Here is a 16,030-nt window from a genome sequence, read left to right on the forward strand (position 1 = left end):
ACAACTTCCACAGGATCCCGTTCAGCACCTGCCGCCGATCGCGAACAGGACGGCCCATCCGCGACGGAGCCAGCAACGGCTCGATGACCACCCACGCCTGATCAGTCAACTCATGACGACGCACCACACACAAACCAACGCGCCAACCAGTTTGCGGACACGACCTAGGGCCTGTCCTAGCCGCATACGCTGCTCGGCATGGACGCTCTCGCAGGCTTGCTCGAAGGCCCCCGTGCCAAAGGCGCGTTCCTGATCCGGGCCTGTTTCGACCCGCCCTGGTCGGTGCGGATCGAGGACGAGGCACCGGTGAGCGTGATGGTGATGCTGCGGGGCGAGGGCTGGCTGATCCCGGACGTGGGCGAGAAACTGCGGATGCGGCCCGGCGAGATCGCGATCGCCCGCGGCCCCGATCCGTACACCTGCGCCGACGACCCTGGCACCGCACCGCTCGCGGTGATCCACCCGGGGGGCCGTTGCGCGGCGCCCGACGGCAGCGAGATGAAGGACTACCTCGACCTCGGTACGCGCACCTGGGGTGGGCGGACCGACGGGGAAGCGGTGATGCTGGTCGGCACGTATCAGATGCAGGGCGAGCTGAGCGCGCGGCTGCTGGATGCGCTGCCCCCGCAGCTGGTCCTGACCAAGGACATCGTCGACTGTGCGCTGATTCCGCTGGTCGCGGACGAGATCGTACGGGACGAGCCGGGCCAGGCCGTCGTCCTCGACCGGCTGCTCGACCTGCTGCTCATCGCGTCCCTGAGGGCCTGGTTCGCCCGCCCCGAGGCCGAGCCGCCCGCCTGGTACCGGGCCCTCGGCGATCCGGTGGTGGGGATCGCGCTGCGGCTGATCCAGGACCAGCCGGCGTACCCGTGGACGGTCGCCGAACTCGCCGCGAAGGCGGGCGTCTCCCGTGCGGCCCTCGCGCGCCGCTTCACGGAACTGGTCGGCGATCCGCCGATGGCCTACCTCACCGGCTGGCGCCTCGCACTGGCCGCGGACCTGCTGCGCGACACCTCCCTCACCCTCGGCGCGATCGCCCGCAAGGTCGGCTACGGCAGCCCGTTCGCGCTGTCGACGGCGTTCAAGCGGGAGTACGGGGTGAGTCCGCTGGAGCATCGGGAGGGGTGAGCGAGGGCTGACGCCCCACACCCCGCGGTGCAGGCGGTGGAAGGCCTACCCTCGAGGTATGTACAGCGAGCGGCCTGCGGCGTATCCCGGTGCCGTCGTGTGGACCAACGCGCCCGGTGGGCCGGGCGGTGTGTACCCCGTGCTGCCCGATGGCTGTATGGATCTGCTGTGGTCCGAGGGGCGGCTGCTCGTCGCCGGACCCGACACCAAGGCGTACCGGCCACAAGGCGCTCCCGGGCGTGCCGTCACCGGGATCCGGTTCGCGCCGGGCACGGCTCCCGCACTGCTCGGCGTACCGGCCCGTGAACTGCTCGACCAGCGCGTCGAGTTGGCCGATCTGTGGCCGGCCGCACGCGTGCGCCGCCTCGCGGGCCGCTTCGCCGCCGCGCCCGATCCCCTTACCGCCTTGGAAGACCTCGCCCGTACCACCGACTCCGCACCCCCCGACCCCGCGCTCCTGCACGCGGCCCGGCGGCTCGGCGAGGGCGCCGCCGTCGCCGCGGTCGCGGACGAGACCGGACTCGGCGCCCGCACCCTGCACCGCCGCTCCCTGACCGCCTTCGGCTACGGCCCCAAGACCCTCGCCCGTATCCTGCGGCTCCAACGCGCCCTCGGCCTGGCCCGCACCGGCCTGTCCCCCGCCGGCACCGCGGCGGCGGCAGGCTATGCGGACCAGTCCCATCTCGCCCGCGACGTACGGGACTTGGTGGGCATGCCCCTGGGCGCGCTGCTCGCGCTGCACCCCTGAGAGGAAGCAGCAGCCCCCTACTCAGGCAGCCCATACCCCGGTTGACTCGGCAGGGCTGTAGAAGACGAACTTGAACTTGGTTCCGTCCTTGACATCCGTTGCAAGCACCTTCCACGCACCGGCCGTGGTGGTCTTGTAACCGCCCGCCGCGCAGTAGGGGTCGGCGTTGGTCGGGTAGAAGCAGGCGTTCACCTTGACGCTCTTGGTGGTCTTGATGTTGATATCGGCACAGTTGCTGGTCGTCGTGTAGTACTTGCCGGCGGTGCCCGGATTCCAGACGTAACCTTCCGGCTTGGTGTAGCTGTGGGCGCTGCCGTAGCAGGAGGCCGCACTGGCGGTGGATGCGGTCCCGACGAGCCCGGTACCGGCGAGCGCGGCGGTCGCGACGATGGCGGCAAGGCGCTTGCGGATGTACATGGAAACCCCCTGGTCGGCCCCGAGGTATACGCCGCCATGGCGTACCCACGGGGACGTGAGTGAGAAGCTGGTACAGCTTCGAGGGCTGACCCTGCACAAACCTTGCAGGAACCTGGAAGGGTTCGAAGACCGGTTCCGAAGCCGCGCCCACGGTCACCGCCGGAGCAGATCGACCATCCTCGCCGTCCCCTCCTCGTCGGCGGCCTCGGCCGCGGAGTCGAGCGCGCGCCGCATCAACTCGTAGTAGGGCACGAGGAGTTCCGAGCTGATGTCCTGACCCTCCGCCGTGTCGAGCAGGGTCTGGTTTCCGGCGGACTGCATGGCCAGGTTGGAGGCCACCCCCGTCGTGTAGTCGCCGCTCTTCAGATGCTCGGCGGTCTGATGCGCCGCGGGGGCCATCGCCACGAGCCAGTCGCTCAGCAGCGCGGCGAACGCCGCCGGATCGATGCTCTCCTTGCGGATCAGGGCGAAGGCGTGGGTGATCCCGGCGAACATCCCCGACATGGCGCTCAGGAGCGCCACATCATGCAGCGCCGCGAACCCCGCGTCGCCGCCGACGTAAGTGGCCCCGGTGGGAACCGCGAGCGTCTCCCGGTGCTCGTCGAACAACTCCCGCGATCCGCTGTAGAAAACGTACCCACCGGATTCCGGGACACCGATCATCGGCGGTACGGCCATGATCCCGCCGTCCAGATAGCGTGCGCCCCGCTCACGGGCCCACTCGGCACGGGCCCGCGCCTGCGCGGGGGTGCTGGTGATCAGGTTGACCACGTCCTTGCCGGCCAGGTCGACACCTCCCAGCGCCTCGTCCACAGAGGCGTCGTCCAGAAGGACGACGACGACCAACTGGTTCGCGGCCACAGCGGTGGCGACGCTCTCGGCGACCTTGGCGCCTTCGGCGGCCAGCGCCTCGGCACGAGCGGCAGTGCGGTTCCAGACGGTGAGCGGATGACCGGCCGCCAGCCAGGTGCGGGCCAGGGCGGTGCCCATCGCACCCAGGCCGAGCAGGGTCACAGGGGTCTTCGCCGGTGCTTCAACAGTGTTCTGTGTCATGCCGTCAGCCTCTCCCCGGTACGAAAGGTCATCAAGTACGCACTTGGGAGTGGGTGGTTACCCTGGGGTGAGCGAGCAGGTGGGAGGGGTGGGGCATGACGACGCTGAACCGGCCGGGCAGGCCGGAAGGACACGTGTGCGGGATCGACACCGCGATGGAGGTGATCGGCGGCAAGTGGAAGGTGCTGATCCTCTGGGCCCTCCACGACCAGCCGCACCGCCGCTTCGGCGAGCTGCGCCGCCTGGTGCCGGGCGTGACCGAGAAGGTGCTCGCCTCGCATCTGCGCGAGATGGAGGACGACGGCATCGTGCGCCGCGTCTCCTACGACGAGGTGCCGCCCCGCGTCGAGTACTCCCTGACGGAGGACGGCACCCGCCTCAACAAAGCCCTCGAGCCGCTGGGCGACTGGGGCCGCGAACGGGCCGCCCGCTAGGCCCCGGGTGTACCGGCCGCAAGCGGCGCGAACAGATCCACGCCGTTGCCGTCGGGGTCGAGGACGGTCGCGTACCGCTGGCCCCAGAACGCGTCGAACGGCTTGAGCTCCGTGCCGGCCCCGGCCGCCGTCAGTGCCGCGTACTGCGCGTCGACGTCGGCCGCGTCCGCACACAGGAACGCGAGCCCGATCCGCCCGCCCCCGGCCGGCGGCTGCCACTCGGGCATGAAGGACCGGATCGTGGTCTCCGTGTCCAGGGCGAACCGGAGCCCGCCCGGCAGCGTCACCTCCACATGCGGCTCCTGCTCGGCCCCCTCGGCGAAGTCGAGCCCGAGCTTCCGGTAGAAGGCCACGGACGTGGCCATGTCCGAGACGACGATGCCGATCATGTCGAAACGCGGTGTGGGTGCGGTGTGCGTAGTCATGCCTCGACCGTAGGGCGGGTCGGCTCCCCGCGTCTTGAACGAATCGGACACGCGCCTGCCTGATGGCACGCGCGCCTGCCCGGTGGCGCGTATGCGCCTGGCGCGCGCCTTCTTTCACCAGCGCACTTCGCAGGCCCCTGCGCACGTCACATGCAGGGCGCATGCGCCTGGGCGGTGATCGGCATGTCGTCAACCATGGCTTTACATCCGGCTGTTGCCGGCAGTCCGAGAGGGAGTCGCATATGTCCTCTGCCAGCCCCTACGCCACGAGCTGGGAAACCTACTGGGCGACAGCGGAAGCCGAAGGCCACGCTTCCTTGTGGGACACCGAGCCCGAACGGGCCAGCGCCCAGGACTGGCCGCACTTCGCCGGCCTGCTGCCCGCCGGCCGGCCCCTGCTCGACCTCGGCTGCGGCAACGGAACCCAGACCCGCCACCTCGCCCGCCACCACGACCACGTCATCGGCGCGGACGTCTCCGCCGCCGCGATCAGGACCGCCCGGTCCCTCGACCCCGGCCGTACCTATCTGGTGCTCGATCTGCTCGACCCGGACGCCGTGGCCGCGCTGCACGAGAAGCTGGGCGACGTGAGCATCTACATGCGCACCGTCCTGCACCAGATCCACCCGGACCACCGGCCCGCCTTCGCCGAAGGTCTGCGCACCCTGCTCGGCGCGGACGGGGTGCTCGCCTGCACGGAACTCGCGCCCGCCGCCGAGCCCTACCTCCATGAGCTCGTGGAGCGCCACGGCCCGCCGCCCGGGCTCACCCGGGTCATGGCCACCGGAGTGCGGCCGGGCAGCGTGGGGCGCGACGAAGTGCTCGACCTGCTCGGTGCCGAGGACTTCGCGGTCCTGGCCGAGGCGGACACCGCCATCCCTCTGAGCCACCGGCTCACCACCGGTGAACGCCCCGAGGTCCCTGCCTACTTCGTGGCCCTGCGCCGTACCTCGGCGCGCCATTAGAGTCGGCCGGGTGATCGATACCAGCCCGTTCGGCGCCGCCCCGCTGCCGACCGCACCGCCCAAGGACCCCGAGGTCTGGGCCGTGCGCGGCCTGGCGGGGTATGCGCCGGTGCTCGACGCCGATGAGCACCGCAGAGCCGCGGCGCTCCGTCGTGAGGCGGACCGTGAGATCTATGTGGCCGCGCACACCGCGCTGCGGGTGGTGATCGGTGCCTGTCTCGGCGAGGACCCCCTGGCCGTGCGCTTCACCCGCGAGGACTGCCCGGGCTGCGGCGGTCCGCACGGCAGGCCCGCGCTCGCCGGGACGTACGGACGTCACGAGGCCGTGGGCCCGCAAGCCCACCCTGAGTCCGACGTCGCGCCCCCGCTGCACTTCTCGCTCTCGCACACACACGGCCTGGCGCTGATCGCCTTGGCCGCGACCCCGGTGGGTGTCGACGTCGAGGCCCTGCCCGGGGCGCGGGCCGTGGCTGATGTGGCCGGCACTCTGCACCCGGACGAGCGCGGGTTCCTCGCACAACTCCCGGCAGAGGAGCGGCCGTTCGCGTTCGCGCGCTGCTGGACCCGCAAGGAGGCCTACCTCAAGGGCACCGGGGAGGGCCTGGGCGGCGGGGGCTTCGCGCGGACCGTGGTGGGAGCCGCCGCGCACCCGTTGCCGCTGCCCGGCTGGACGCTCACCGACGTACGGGTGCCGGATGGGTACGCGGCCGCCATCGCCGTACGCGACTGACCCGCGCCGCGCGTACGCGACGGACACGCACCGCGCCGTACGCGACCGACAGTGCCGTGGCCGTACGCGACTGACCCGCGCCGTACAGTGCTTGCCCGCCCGACCGCGCCGGACCCCTCTGGAGTGCCCATGTCCCGCGTCCTGCTCTGCACCCGCACCACCGACTACCGTCACGACGCGATCCCCGCGGCCGCCGCGGCCGTGACCGCCCTGCTCGCCGAGCAGGGGAGCCGGGCCGACCTGACCGAGGACCCGAGCGCGCTCGAAGGGGACCTCGACCGCTACGCCTGCGTCGTCTTCCTGCTCACCAGCGGCGACATCCTGACCGAGACGGCACGCAGGGCCCTGCGGACCTACGTCGAGGGCGGCGGCGGATTCGCCGGGGTGCACTCGGCCGCCTGCACCGAGTACTCCTGGCCGTACTACGGCGAGCTGCTCGGCGCCCGTTTCACCCGCCACCCCGCGTACCAGCCGGGCCGTGTCGACGTCGTCGACCGGGCCCACCCGGCGACGCAACACCTGCCCCGCCACTGGGACTTCACCGACGAGTGGTACGACTTCGACCGCCGTCCCGCCGACGCCCGCGTCCTCGCCCACGCCGACGAGTCCTCGTACGACCGCGAAGGCGGCGGCATGGGCGGCGACGGGCATCCGCTGGTGTGGTGCCGGGAGCAGGGGGCGGGGCGGGTCTTCTATACGGCGCTCGGGCATGCGGAGGAGGCGTACGCGGACGACAGGTTCCTGGCGCACCTGGCCGGCGGACTGGCCTGGGCGGCCGGGCGCGCATGAGGCAACCCGAACCGCCCGACCGGCCCGGAGCCGCTACGCGTCGCCCTCCCGGACGGTGAACTGGAAAGAGAACCCGTGGCGTTGGTCCCCCACCTTCAGCTGGTGTTCGGGCAGCACGCCGGGCCCGCAGGACTCGGATCCGATGCCCTGCCGTCGTGCGTCGAGATGGAGCCAGAGCGTGTCGCCCGCGACCAGGTCCGGGCGGTGCTGTGCCGCGTCCAGGTCGGCCGTGGACCACGGGCGCGCGGTGAACGAGAACCCTGCTCCCGCCACCTTGAAGCACCGCTGTCCGTCGGTGAGTTCGAGCCACCGCGCGTCCGCCCGTGCACCGTTCTCCTGCGGGCGGACATAGGGCGTCTGGAGCCCGGCCACGTCGGCCGACCAGACCCCGAGCATCGCCGCCGCCCCCGTGTCCGGATATGCCTCACCGGGACCCGCGCCGAACCAGCTCACCCGGTCGTACGCCACGGGAAGCCCGAGCCGCACGCCGAGCCGGGGAAGCGGCACCGTCCAGTCGCCCTCGGGCTCGACCAGCACGTCGAGGGCCAGACGGATACCGTTCGAGATCCAGCGGTACGTGGTGCGCAGGGCCAGATCGCTCGCGGCCGGCGCCACCCTGGTCCGTACGGTCAAAGCGTCGGGCGCCGACTCCACCGCGTCCACACGGTGTTGCATCCGGTCCAGGCCCAGCGCACGCCACCGCGCGGCGACCGAAGACCCGGTCGCCCAGGACATCCCGTTGTCGTTGTCCGTCGGAGCCCGCCAGACATCGAGTCCGAAGCCGTTCACCGGAACCCCGCCGACGGCAAGCAGCGTGCCGGTGCGGGCGTCGAACGTGCCCGCCCCCAGCGTGATCAGCCCGCCCTCGCGCACCGGAGCCGCACCGCCCGGGTCGGGGAGCTGCATCCCGCCCTCGACCGGCAGTTGGGCCCACGCCACCACATGCCCCCGCTCCGCCCACGCCGTCTCCTTCGCGAGCCGCGCCCGCAGCGTCCACTGCGTCTCGGCGTCCGGATCACGCCGCGGCGGTGCGGGCAGCCGCACCTCGGCGCTCTCGCCCGCAGGCACGGCGGGCACGTCGAGGACGCCCTCGCGGACCGTCACTCCATCCTTCTCGTACGACCAGGTGAACTCCAGATGCGACAGATCCGCGAAGTCATACAGATTCCGCACCCGTACGACCCCGTCCCGGCCGTCCCCGTCCATCCGCACCGGCTGGATCACCGACTTGAAGTCGAGGAGCCCCGGTGACGGGGTCCGGTCCGGGAACAGCAGCCCGTCGCAGACGAAGTTCCCGTCGTGCAGCTCCTCGCCGAAGTCGCCGCCGTACGCATAGCCGTACTCGGGATGCGCGAGGCCGTGGTCGATCCACTCCCACACGAAGCCGCCCTGCAGCCGCGGATACGTCTCGAACAGCTCCTGGTACTCGGCGAGCCCGCCAGGACCGTTGCCCATCGCGTGCGCGTACTCGCACTGGAGGAACGGCATCGCGCGGCGCCGGGCGTCCGACTCGGCGTCGGGCAGCGGCTGTTCCTCGCCCCGCCCGATCGCGGCGACCTCCGCGTGATCCGCGTACATCCGCGAGTAGAAGTCCGTGTCCTTGCAGGACAGGTCGCCCTCGTAGTGGATCGGCCGGGACGGGTCGCGCTCACGGATCCAGGCGGCCATCGCGGTCAGACCCTCGCCCGTGCCGCATTCGTTGCCGAGCGACCAGATGACGACCGACGGATGGTTCTTGTCGCGCTCGACCATCCGGGCCGCCCGGTCGAGGAGTGCCGGGGTCCAGCGCGGATCGGCGACCGGGTTGCCGCGCCAGTCCACCGCGTGGAAGCCATGGGTCTCCAGATCGCACTCGTCGATCACCCACAGGCCCAACTCGTCGCACAGGTCCAGGAATACAGGGTGCGGCGGGTAGTGGCTGGTGCGGACGGCATTGATGTTGTGCCGCTTCATCAGGAGCACGTCTTCGCGCATGGTCTCCGGATCCAGCGCCCGGCCGGTCTCCGGGTGGAACTCATGGCGGTTGACGCCCCTGAACAGCAGCGCCCGGCCGTTGGCCTTGATCAGCCCGTCCTCGACCCGCACCGTACGGAAGCCCACCCGCAACCGGACCCGCTCGCCCGCCGTCACCAACTCGCCCTCGTACAAACGCGGTTGCTCGGCCGACCACGGCTCGACGGGCACGGTCACGCCCTCGCCGGTGGCCGTGTCGATGCCCAGCTCGGGGACCAGGACCCGGCCCGCCGGTTCGCAGTCGACCCGCAGGGTGCCTTCGCCGCTCTCATGGTCGTACGAGGCGTGCACGAAGTGGTCGCGGACCGCGCCCTCGGGCCGGTGCAACAGGGTCACGTCGCGGAAGATCCCCGGCAGCCACCACTGGTCCTGGTCCTCGAGGTAACTCCCCGACGACCACTGGTGCACGCGCACGGCGAGCACATTGCCGCGCTCGCGCAGCAGCGGCGCCACCGCGAACTCGTGCGGCAGCCGGGAGCCCTTGAACTCGCCGAGTTCGGTGCCGTTCAGCCAGACCCGGGCGCAGGACTCGACCCCGTCGAAGCGCAGCACGGCTTCACCCCCGGCCGGCCAGTCGGGCGGCAGGTCGAAGACCCGCAGATGGTCGCCGGTCGGATTCTCGGTCGGCACGAACGGCGGGTCGACCGGGAAGGGATAGAGAACATTCGTGTACGCGGGGGCGCCATGCCCCTGGAGCACCCAGTGACCGGGCACCCTCAACTCGCCCCAGGCGGAGGCGTCATAGCCGTCCGCCGCGAAATCCGTGTCCGCGCCCGCGTGCGGGGTGAGCCGGAAGCGCCAGCTTCCGTTGAGGGACAGCCGGGCCGTGTCCGAGCCCGGGGGCCAGGCGCGCGGGGGCAGGGTGCCGGTGCCGGGGGAGACGTCGACGAGATAGGCGAGGTCGGTCATACATCCGATCCTCACCCGGTCCCGGACGCGTACGGAAGGGCCGGAGACTTGGATATACGGGGCAATGGTTGGACGAATGCAGCGCCCTACGGGATCTGCGGGACATGCCGAAGGCCCGTCGGTCCCGGGGCGCGCGGGACATGCCGAAGGGCCCGTCGGTCAGGCCGCCACAGCCGGCCGACGGGCCCTTCTACCCCGGTGCCCGGCCAGGCACCGGCTCTACCGGTACGGGGAGTGGTGAACAACAACTCCCCGTACCGGAGCCTGCGTTGACAACCCGCGAGAGGGCTCAGTGGAGCTTGCGCCCCTTGGCCTCCATGGCCGCGCGGCCGATGGCGCCCTTCATCTTCCAGTCACGCCGGATCTCCGCCCGCAGCCGCGCGTCGGTCTTGGCGAGGATGCGCTGGTTCTCGCGGATCAGCTTGCGGTAGCTCTCCAGGCGCCGCTGGGACAGCGAACCGTCCTCCAGTGCGGCGAGCACCGCGCAGCCCGGCTCCGCCTCATGGGCGCAGTCGTGGAAGCGGCACTGCTCGGCCAGGCTCTCGATCTCCGAGAAGACCTGCCCGACCCCGGACTCGGCGTCCCACAGACCGACACCCCGCAGACCGGGCGTATCGATCAGGACACCGCCGCCGGGCAGCGCGAGCAGATTGCGGGTGGTCGTGGTGTGCCGGCCCTTGCCGTCCACGTCACGGATGGCCTGGACCTCCATGACCTCCGCACCGAGCAGTGCGTTGGCGAGCGTGGACTTGCCCGCGCCGGACTGGCCGAGCAGCACGCTCGTACCGCCGGCGACGACGGCCTGCAGAATCTCGATGCCCTCGCCGTCGGCGGCGCTGACCGCAAGGACCTGGACACCGGGAGCGGTGGTCTCGACGTCGTCGACGAGATACGAGAGAGCCGTCGGGTCCGGCACCAGGTCGGCCTTGGTCAGGACGATCAGCGGCTGGGCCCCGGACTCCCAGGCGAGCGCCAGGAACCGTTCGATCCGGCCGAGGTCCAGGTCCCCGGTCAGCGGTACCGCGATGATCGCGTGGTCGACGTTGGCGGCGAGGATCTGGCCCTCGGACCGCTTGGACGAGGTGTTGCGGACGAAAGCCGTACGCCGTGGCAGGTAGCTGCGTACCAGCGGCGGGTCGGCGACGGTGTCGACGGCGGCCCAGTCACCGGTGCAGATGACCTTCAGCGGGTCACGGGGTGTGACGAGCGCGGTGTCGGCGCGCAGCGTGCCCTCGGCGGTCACGATGTCGCACAGACCGCGGTCGACGCGCACCACACGGCCCACGACGAGGCCCTGCTCGGCGTACGGCGCGAAGGTGTTGTCCCACTCCGTGTCCCAGCCGTACGGGATCAGGGAGTCGGGGGAAGAGGGGGTGGTGTGGGTGGAACGGTCGGACGAGTTCAACTCGGGGGAGCCCTTCGAAAGGGATGGCCCCGGCGACACGCGCGGTGCGGAGGATCAGCCGGTGGCCACGGGGTGGGTGGAGACGTACATGCGGACAGCTTCCGTCGCGACGACAGTCATCAGGCCCACCTCCCATTGATCCAAAGTGTGTGTGACAGCCACTGACCGTGTGGTCCTCGGCTCGACGGATGAAAGGTAACCCGCCGCACCGGTGCGGCGCCAAGGGTTTTTCGCTGCGGCCTCAGAGCTGCGGCTTCAGGGGGGAGCACACCCACCAGCGCCATGTCCGATTCCCGCCAGCCGCCCCGGCGGGGACACCGCACACTGGAAGCGTGATCGACCAGGACACGGCCTACGAAGCCGTACGCAGCCGGGACCCCCGCTTCGACGGGGAGTTCTTCTTCGCCGTGGCGACCACGGGCATCTACTGCCGCCCGAGCTGCCCGGCCATCACCCCCAAGCGGCACAACGTCCACTTCTACCCGACCGCCGCCGCGGCCCAGGGCGGCGGCTACCGTGCCTGCCGCCGCTGCCGCCCCGACGCGGTCCCGGGCTCGGCGGACTGGAACGCGCGCGCCGATGTCGTCGGCCGCGCCATGCGCATGATCACCGACGGGGTCGTGGACCGCGAGGGCGTCCCCGGCCTCGCGACCCGCCTCGGCTACAGCGCCCGGCAGGTGCAGCGCCAGCTCACCGCCGAGGTGGGCGCGGGACCCGTCGCCCTGGCCCGCGCCCAGCGCGCCCATACCGCCCGCGTCCTGCTGCAGACCACCGCGCTGCCCGTCACGGACGTGGCCTTCGCGGCCGGATTCGCCAGCGTCCGGCAGTTCAACGAAACCGTCCGCCAGATCTACGCCCGCACCCCGAGCGAGCTGCGCACCGAGACCGGCACCAAGACCGCCAAGGCCGTGTCGAGCGGCGCGGGAGTCCCGCTGCGGCTCGCCTACCGGGGCCCGTACCACGCCGCCTCCGTCTTCGATCTGCTCGCCGCCGAGGCCATCGACCGGATCGAGGAGGTCGCCGGAGAGCCCGGCGCCCGTACGTACCGCCGCACGCTCCGTCTCCCGCACGGCACCGGTATCGCCGCCGTCGACGAGCTCGCCCCCGGGCCGTGGCTCGAGGCCCGGATCCACCTCACGGATCTGCGCGACCTCACCACCGCGGTGCAGCGGCTGCGCCGGCTCTTCGACCTGGACGCCGATCCGTACGCCGTCGAGGAGCGCCTCACCGACGACGCGCGCCTGGCCGCGCTGATCGCGCGGCGGCCCGGTCTGCGCTCGCCCGGCGCCGCGGACCCCGAGGAGTTCGCCCTGCGCGGCGTGCTCGGCCGCGAGGAGTCGCGGCGGGTGCTCGCGGAGTACGGCACCCCGCTGGCCGACCCCTGCGGCACCCTGACGCACCTGTTCCCCGAACCCGCCCTGCTCGCCCACGAGTTGCCCCTCGCGAAGGCGCTCACCGACGGCTGGGTACGACTGGATCCGGGAGCGGACAGGGACGACGCCGAGGCGGCGCTGCGCGCCGTCGCGGGGGTGGCGCCCCGCACCGCGGCCCTCATCCGGATGCGCGCGCTCGGCGACCCCGATGTCGCACCGCCGGACGAACCGTCCGCGGACACCTGGCGTCCATGGCGCTCCTACGCGCACCGCCACCTGTGGACCGACCGTACCGAGAAGGAACTCCAGCGATGACCACGTCCCGCACCACCGTGTACTACACCACCGTCCAAAGTCCCCTCGGCGAGCTCCTGTTGACGGGTGACGGCACCGGCGCGCTCAGCTCGCTCTCCGTACCCGGGCAGAAGGGCGGACGCACCGTCCAGGACGGCTGGGTCCGCAAGCCGGAGGCCTTCGCCGCTGCCGAGCGGCAGCTCGCCGCGTACTTCCGGGGTGAACTTGAGGAGTTCCACCTGGAGTTCCGCACGGAGGGCACGGCCTTCCGCGAGCAGGTGTGGGCGGCGCTCGACGCCGTCCCCTACGGCGCCACCACCACGTACGGCGCCATCGCGCGCAGCATCGGGGCCTCGCGTGCGGCCGTCCGTGCGGTCGGCGGCGCGATCGGTGCCAACCCGCTGCTCATCGTGCGCCCCTGCCACCGCGTGATCGGTTCCGACGGCACGCTCACCGGATACGCGGGCGGCCTGGAACGCAAGGAGCGGCTGCTCGGCCTGGAAGGCGTGCTGGGAACACAGCCCTCCTGAGCCGGGCAGCCGCCCGAGGAGCCGACCCGCCGGGCCGCCACCCGGTGGGTCAACACCCGTTCTACGCGGCCGAGTCGGCCTCCCCGCGGGCGCGCCGGACCGCGTACCAGCCGCCCGCGACAAGCAGCGCGGCCGCACCGGCGAGCGACGCGACGGTCGCCCCGGTCGAGGCGAGCGAGCCGCTGCCCGAGCCGCCCGTACCCGTACCGCCGACGGAGCCCGCCGAGGATCCGCCCGTGGAGTCCGAGCCGCCCGTGGAGCCGGAGCCGCCGGCCGAGTCCGAGCCGCCCGACCCGGAGCCCACACCGTCCTTGAAGTCCACGGGGACGCGGACATCGGCGGAACGGTCCGCGGCCGCCGTGTGATCGGCGCGCGTGACGACCGCACAGCGGGTCTTCGTGCAGTCGGTGTACTCGTCCTCGGCGTCCACGGTCAGCTCGACCTCGAACGAACCGTCCGCGCCGAACGGCACCGTGGCGTCCTCGTAGCCCGCGGGCGGGTCCGAGTTGATCCAGGCCGACGCGCCGCCCTTGCCGGTCATGTCGGCACCGCCGACACAGGGGGTGGGGACTTCGCCGGCGCCGTTGTCGACACAGAGGGCGAGGTAGATGCCCTTCCCGTCGTCGTAGCCGGTGCCGGAGACCTTGATCTTCTGGTCCTCGGCGGCGAGTTCGTGCACCGGCGTCACGGTGAGCTCCTGGCCCTCGGGCCCGGTGGCCGTGCCGGTGCCGTTGGGCTCCTCGCCGCTGCTGCCGCCGGTCGTACCGCCGTCGCCCGAACCACCGCTCGCGGACTCGGCGTTGACGGTGAGCGTGGCCGCGGCGGTACGGGTCGTGCCGGCCGCGTTCTTGAACTCGGCGCGGTACCGGTAGCCGTCCTGCGCGGCCTTCGCGGCGAAGTCCAGGGTGTTCCCGCGCGCGCCTTCGACGTTCTTCCAGGTCTGGCCACCGTCCGGGCTGACCTGCCACTGCACGGCCGGTTCGGGCTCGCCCTCGGCCGTCGCCGTGAGGGTCACCGCGTCGCCGGACTCGACGGAGAGGTCCTGGGGAGCCTGGGTGACCTTGGGGGAGGTCTGGCGCACATAGCGGGTGACCGTGCCGGCCGGATCACCGACGTACAGGACCGCGCCGCCGTCGGTGGCTTCGACGCTGGTCGAGGTCGCCGCGCTGACGAAGGGGAAGGTGATCGGCTGCGAGATCTCCGTCAGCTTCCCGGTGTCGTACGTCATCACCGAGTCGGTGCTGTCGGCAGCCGGGTTGTTGGACGGGTGCGGGTCGCGCCAGGCCACCGCCGCGCGGTCGCCGGAGAAGGCGGCGTCCTGCGGGAAGTCGACGCCGTCACCGGCCACCTTCCCGATGAGCTCCCCGTCCTTGCTCAGGACGTGCACATCCGTGCCGTGGCTGTACCAGACGGAGCCGGTGGCCGGGTCGACCTCGATGAACCGCTCGTGCTCGCCGGTGGCGGGGACATCGATGGTCTTGTCCACCTCGAACGTGTCCGTGTTCACGCGGTACACGCGCTTGTTCCCGCTGGCCCCGCCGTCGGCGAACCACACGGCCTTGCGCTCCTTGTCGAAGGCGAACTGGCTGCCGCCGGGGAGCGTCAGGGTCCGCCGGACGACGCCGGTCGCGGTCTCCACCTCGCTGAGCTTGGAGCCCTGGGCGATGAGCGTGGTGCCGGCGCTCGGCCCGGCGCCGACATCGTGCACGGTGGTGCCAGGGAGCCAGACGCCGGAGGCGTTCTCGTCGCCGTCCTTCGCCGTGCCCAGGCCCCTGACGAAGTACTGGAAGACCACTCCGTCACCGGCCAGCGGCCCGGCGAACCGGTAGACGGTCATCTCCTTGATGTCGCCGTTCGCGCGGGGGCCCTTCTGGATGTGGTCCTTGACCGCGCCGGTCGCGGGATCGAGCACATACAGGCCCGACTCGTTGACGTCCGCGGTGTCGGGCACGTTGTCCGAGCCCACGTACAGCTTCTTGGACTCCGGGTGGACCAGGAGGTCCCGGGGCACACCGGCCGTCTTCGTCCGGAAGGTGTCGTCCGCCTTGTAACTCACCGTCCCCTCGGGGACGTCCACGCCCTCGCCGGGATCGACCGGGCCCGCGCCCTTGAACGTCACCGGGATCCGGACGTCCTGCGAGCGGTCGCCGGCCGCGCGGTGGTCGACACGGGTGATGACGGAACAGGTCACCTTGGTGCAGTCGAGCCCGCTGTCCTTCGCCTTGAGCTCCAGATCGACGGCGAAGGAGCCGTTCGCCCCGTACTCGGTGGCGAGTTCACCGGCGTTGGAGTCGCCCTCCGGCACGATCCACGCCGAGGACTTCGCGCCGCCCGAGGTGGCCGCGCCGCCGACGCAGGGGCTGGGCACGCGGTCGTCGCCGTTGTCCTTGCAGAACGCGACATAGATGCCCTTGGACTCGTCGTACCCCTCGCCCGTGACATGGACCGTCTCGCCGGCCGGGTCCAGGTCCGCGGACTTGGCGACCGTGAGCTTCTGGCCGCTCCTGCCGAGCCCGGTCTCGGCCGAGTCGGCGGCGGACGCGGGGCCGGAGAGCGTCAGGCCGGCGACGGACCCGCCGAGCACGAGCGCGGCGGCGGTCAGGGCGGCGGCCGTACGTCTACGACGGTTCGTACGGCGGCCAGTTGGCACGGATATCGATGTCATGGGTTCCTCGTCGAAAGCGGAGGTGCGGGCGGCGCACGTGGGGTGACGGACATGCGGCGCACGTGGGTGTGGCGCGGGGTCCGAGTCGTGACTCGGACCCCGCGCCGGGGCCATGCGGGACTGCCGGATGAGGCGGGGGACTCCGGAAGTCC

At 71.8% G+C, this 16,030-nt stretch carries 15 protein-coding genes; 8 read left to right on the plus strand and 7 right to left on the minus strand.

Features of this window, described 5'->3' with window-relative positions:
- Window positions 1-133 (minus strand): transposase (locus tag G6045_RS22590; RefSeq protein ID WP_165333876.1); only part of this gene is annotated, 133 nt, incomplete at its 3' end.
- Between the two features lie 65 nt (window positions 134-198).
- Between G6045_RS22590 and G6045_RS22595 the strand changes: the two genes are divergently transcribed.
- Entirely contained in the window at window positions 199-1,128 is a 930-nt protein-coding gene (locus G6045_RS22595; RefSeq protein ID WP_165333877.1) for an AraC family transcriptional regulator, read from the plus strand.
- A gap of 58 nt (window positions 1,129-1,186) precedes the next feature.
- A complete protein-coding gene (locus tag G6045_RS22600; protein WP_165333878.1) occupies window positions 1,187-1,876 on the plus strand; it encodes a helix-turn-helix domain-containing protein in 690 nt (229 codons plus the stop codon).
- 21 nt (window positions 1,877-1,897) lie between these two features.
- Here the strand turns inward: G6045_RS22600 and G6045_RS22605 are convergent, their stop codons facing one another.
- The gene (locus tag G6045_RS22605; protein ID WP_165333879.1) at window positions 1,898-2,293 is read right to left on the minus strand and encodes a hypothetical protein; all 396 of its coding nucleotides are present in this window, start codon (window positions 2,291-2,293) and stop codon (window positions 1,898-1,900) included.
- A 153-nt stretch (window positions 2,294-2,446) separates the two neighbouring features.
- Window positions 2,447-3,346 (minus strand): NAD(P)-dependent oxidoreductase, encoded by a 900-nt coding sequence (locus G6045_RS22610; protein WP_165333880.1) that lies wholly within the window; start codon window positions 3,344-3,346, stop codon window positions 2,447-2,449.
- 95 nt (window positions 3,347-3,441) lie between these two features.
- Between G6045_RS22610 and G6045_RS22615 the strand changes: the two genes are divergently transcribed.
- The gene (locus G6045_RS22615) at window positions 3,442-3,780 is read left to right on the plus strand and encodes a winged helix-turn-helix transcriptional regulator (RefSeq protein WP_165333881.1); all 339 of its coding nucleotides are present in this window, start codon (window positions 3,442-3,444) and stop codon (window positions 3,778-3,780) included.
- Here G6045_RS22615 and G6045_RS22620 read toward each other — a convergent pair.
- The gene (locus tag G6045_RS22620) at window positions 3,777-4,205 is read right to left on the minus strand and encodes a VOC family protein (RefSeq protein ID WP_165333882.1); all 429 of its coding nucleotides are present in this window, start codon (window positions 4,203-4,205) and stop codon (window positions 3,777-3,779) included. The genes G6045_RS22615 and G6045_RS22620 overlap by 4 nt on opposite strands.
- Before the next feature lie 242 nt (window positions 4,206-4,447).
- On the opposite strand from G6045_RS22620, the gene G6045_RS22625 reads away from it, so the two are divergent.
- The 3 genes from G6045_RS22625 to G6045_RS22635 all read left to right on the plus strand — a co-directional run bounded on the left by G6045_RS22625 (window position 4,448) and on the right by G6045_RS22635 (window position 6,689).
- Window positions 4,448-5,170 carry a class I SAM-dependent methyltransferase gene (locus tag G6045_RS22625; RefSeq protein WP_165333883.1) on the plus strand — a complete coding sequence of 241 codons (723 nt, stop codon included), beginning with the start codon at window positions 4,448-4,450 and terminating at the stop codon, window positions 5,168-5,170.
- 10 nt (window positions 5,171-5,180) lie between these two features.
- Entirely contained in the window at window positions 5,181-5,900 is a 720-nt protein-coding gene (locus tag G6045_RS22630) for a 4'-phosphopantetheinyl transferase family protein (RefSeq protein WP_328707867.1), read from the plus strand.
- Between the two features lie 129 nt (window positions 5,901-6,029).
- Window positions 6,030-6,689: a ThuA domain-containing protein gene (locus G6045_RS22635; RefSeq protein WP_206344058.1), complete on the plus strand. Its 660-nt coding sequence runs from the start codon at window positions 6,030-6,032 to the stop codon at window positions 6,687-6,689.
- 33 nt (window positions 6,690-6,722) lie between these two features.
- Here G6045_RS22635 and G6045_RS22640 read toward each other — a convergent pair whose 3' ends face one another.
- On the minus strand, window positions 6,723-9,611 hold the full coding sequence (locus G6045_RS22640; protein WP_165333885.1) for a glycoside hydrolase family 2 TIM barrel-domain containing protein: 2,889 nt from the start codon (window positions 9,609-9,611) through the stop codon (window positions 6,723-6,725).
- A gap of 289 nt (window positions 9,612-9,900) precedes the next feature.
- Entirely contained in the window at window positions 9,901-11,016 is a 1,116-nt protein-coding gene (rsgA, locus tag G6045_RS22645; protein WP_165333886.1) for a ribosome small subunit-dependent GTPase A, read from the minus strand.
- Window positions 11,017-11,351: 335 nt separating this feature from the next.
- On the opposite strand from rsgA, the gene G6045_RS22650 reads away from it, so the two are divergent.
- Window positions 11,352-12,704, plus strand: a complete 1,353-nt coding sequence (locus G6045_RS22650) for a DNA-3-methyladenine glycosylase 2 family protein (protein ID WP_165333897.1) — start codon at window positions 11,352-11,354, stop codon at window positions 12,702-12,704.
- Window positions 12,701-13,213: a methylated-DNA--[protein]-cysteine S-methyltransferase gene (locus tag G6045_RS22655; RefSeq protein ID WP_165333887.1), complete on the plus strand. Its 513-nt coding sequence runs from the start codon at window positions 12,701-12,703 to the stop codon at window positions 13,211-13,213. The genes G6045_RS22650 and G6045_RS22655 overlap by 4 nt, the downstream gene beginning before the upstream one ends.
- Before the next feature lie 61 nt (window positions 13,214-13,274).
- Here G6045_RS22655 and G6045_RS22660 read toward each other — a convergent pair whose 3' ends face one another.
- Window positions 13,275-15,878, minus strand: a complete 2,604-nt coding sequence (locus G6045_RS22660) for an immunoglobulin domain-containing family protein (protein WP_165333888.1) — start codon at window positions 15,876-15,878, stop codon at window positions 13,275-13,277.
- Window positions 15,879-16,030: the final 152 nt, after the last annotated feature.

Source organism: Streptomyces mesophilus (assembly GCF_011044995.1).
GTDB classification, from domain to species: Bacteria; Actinomycetota; Actinomycetes; order Streptomycetales; family Streptomycetaceae; genus Streptomyces; species Streptomyces mesophilus.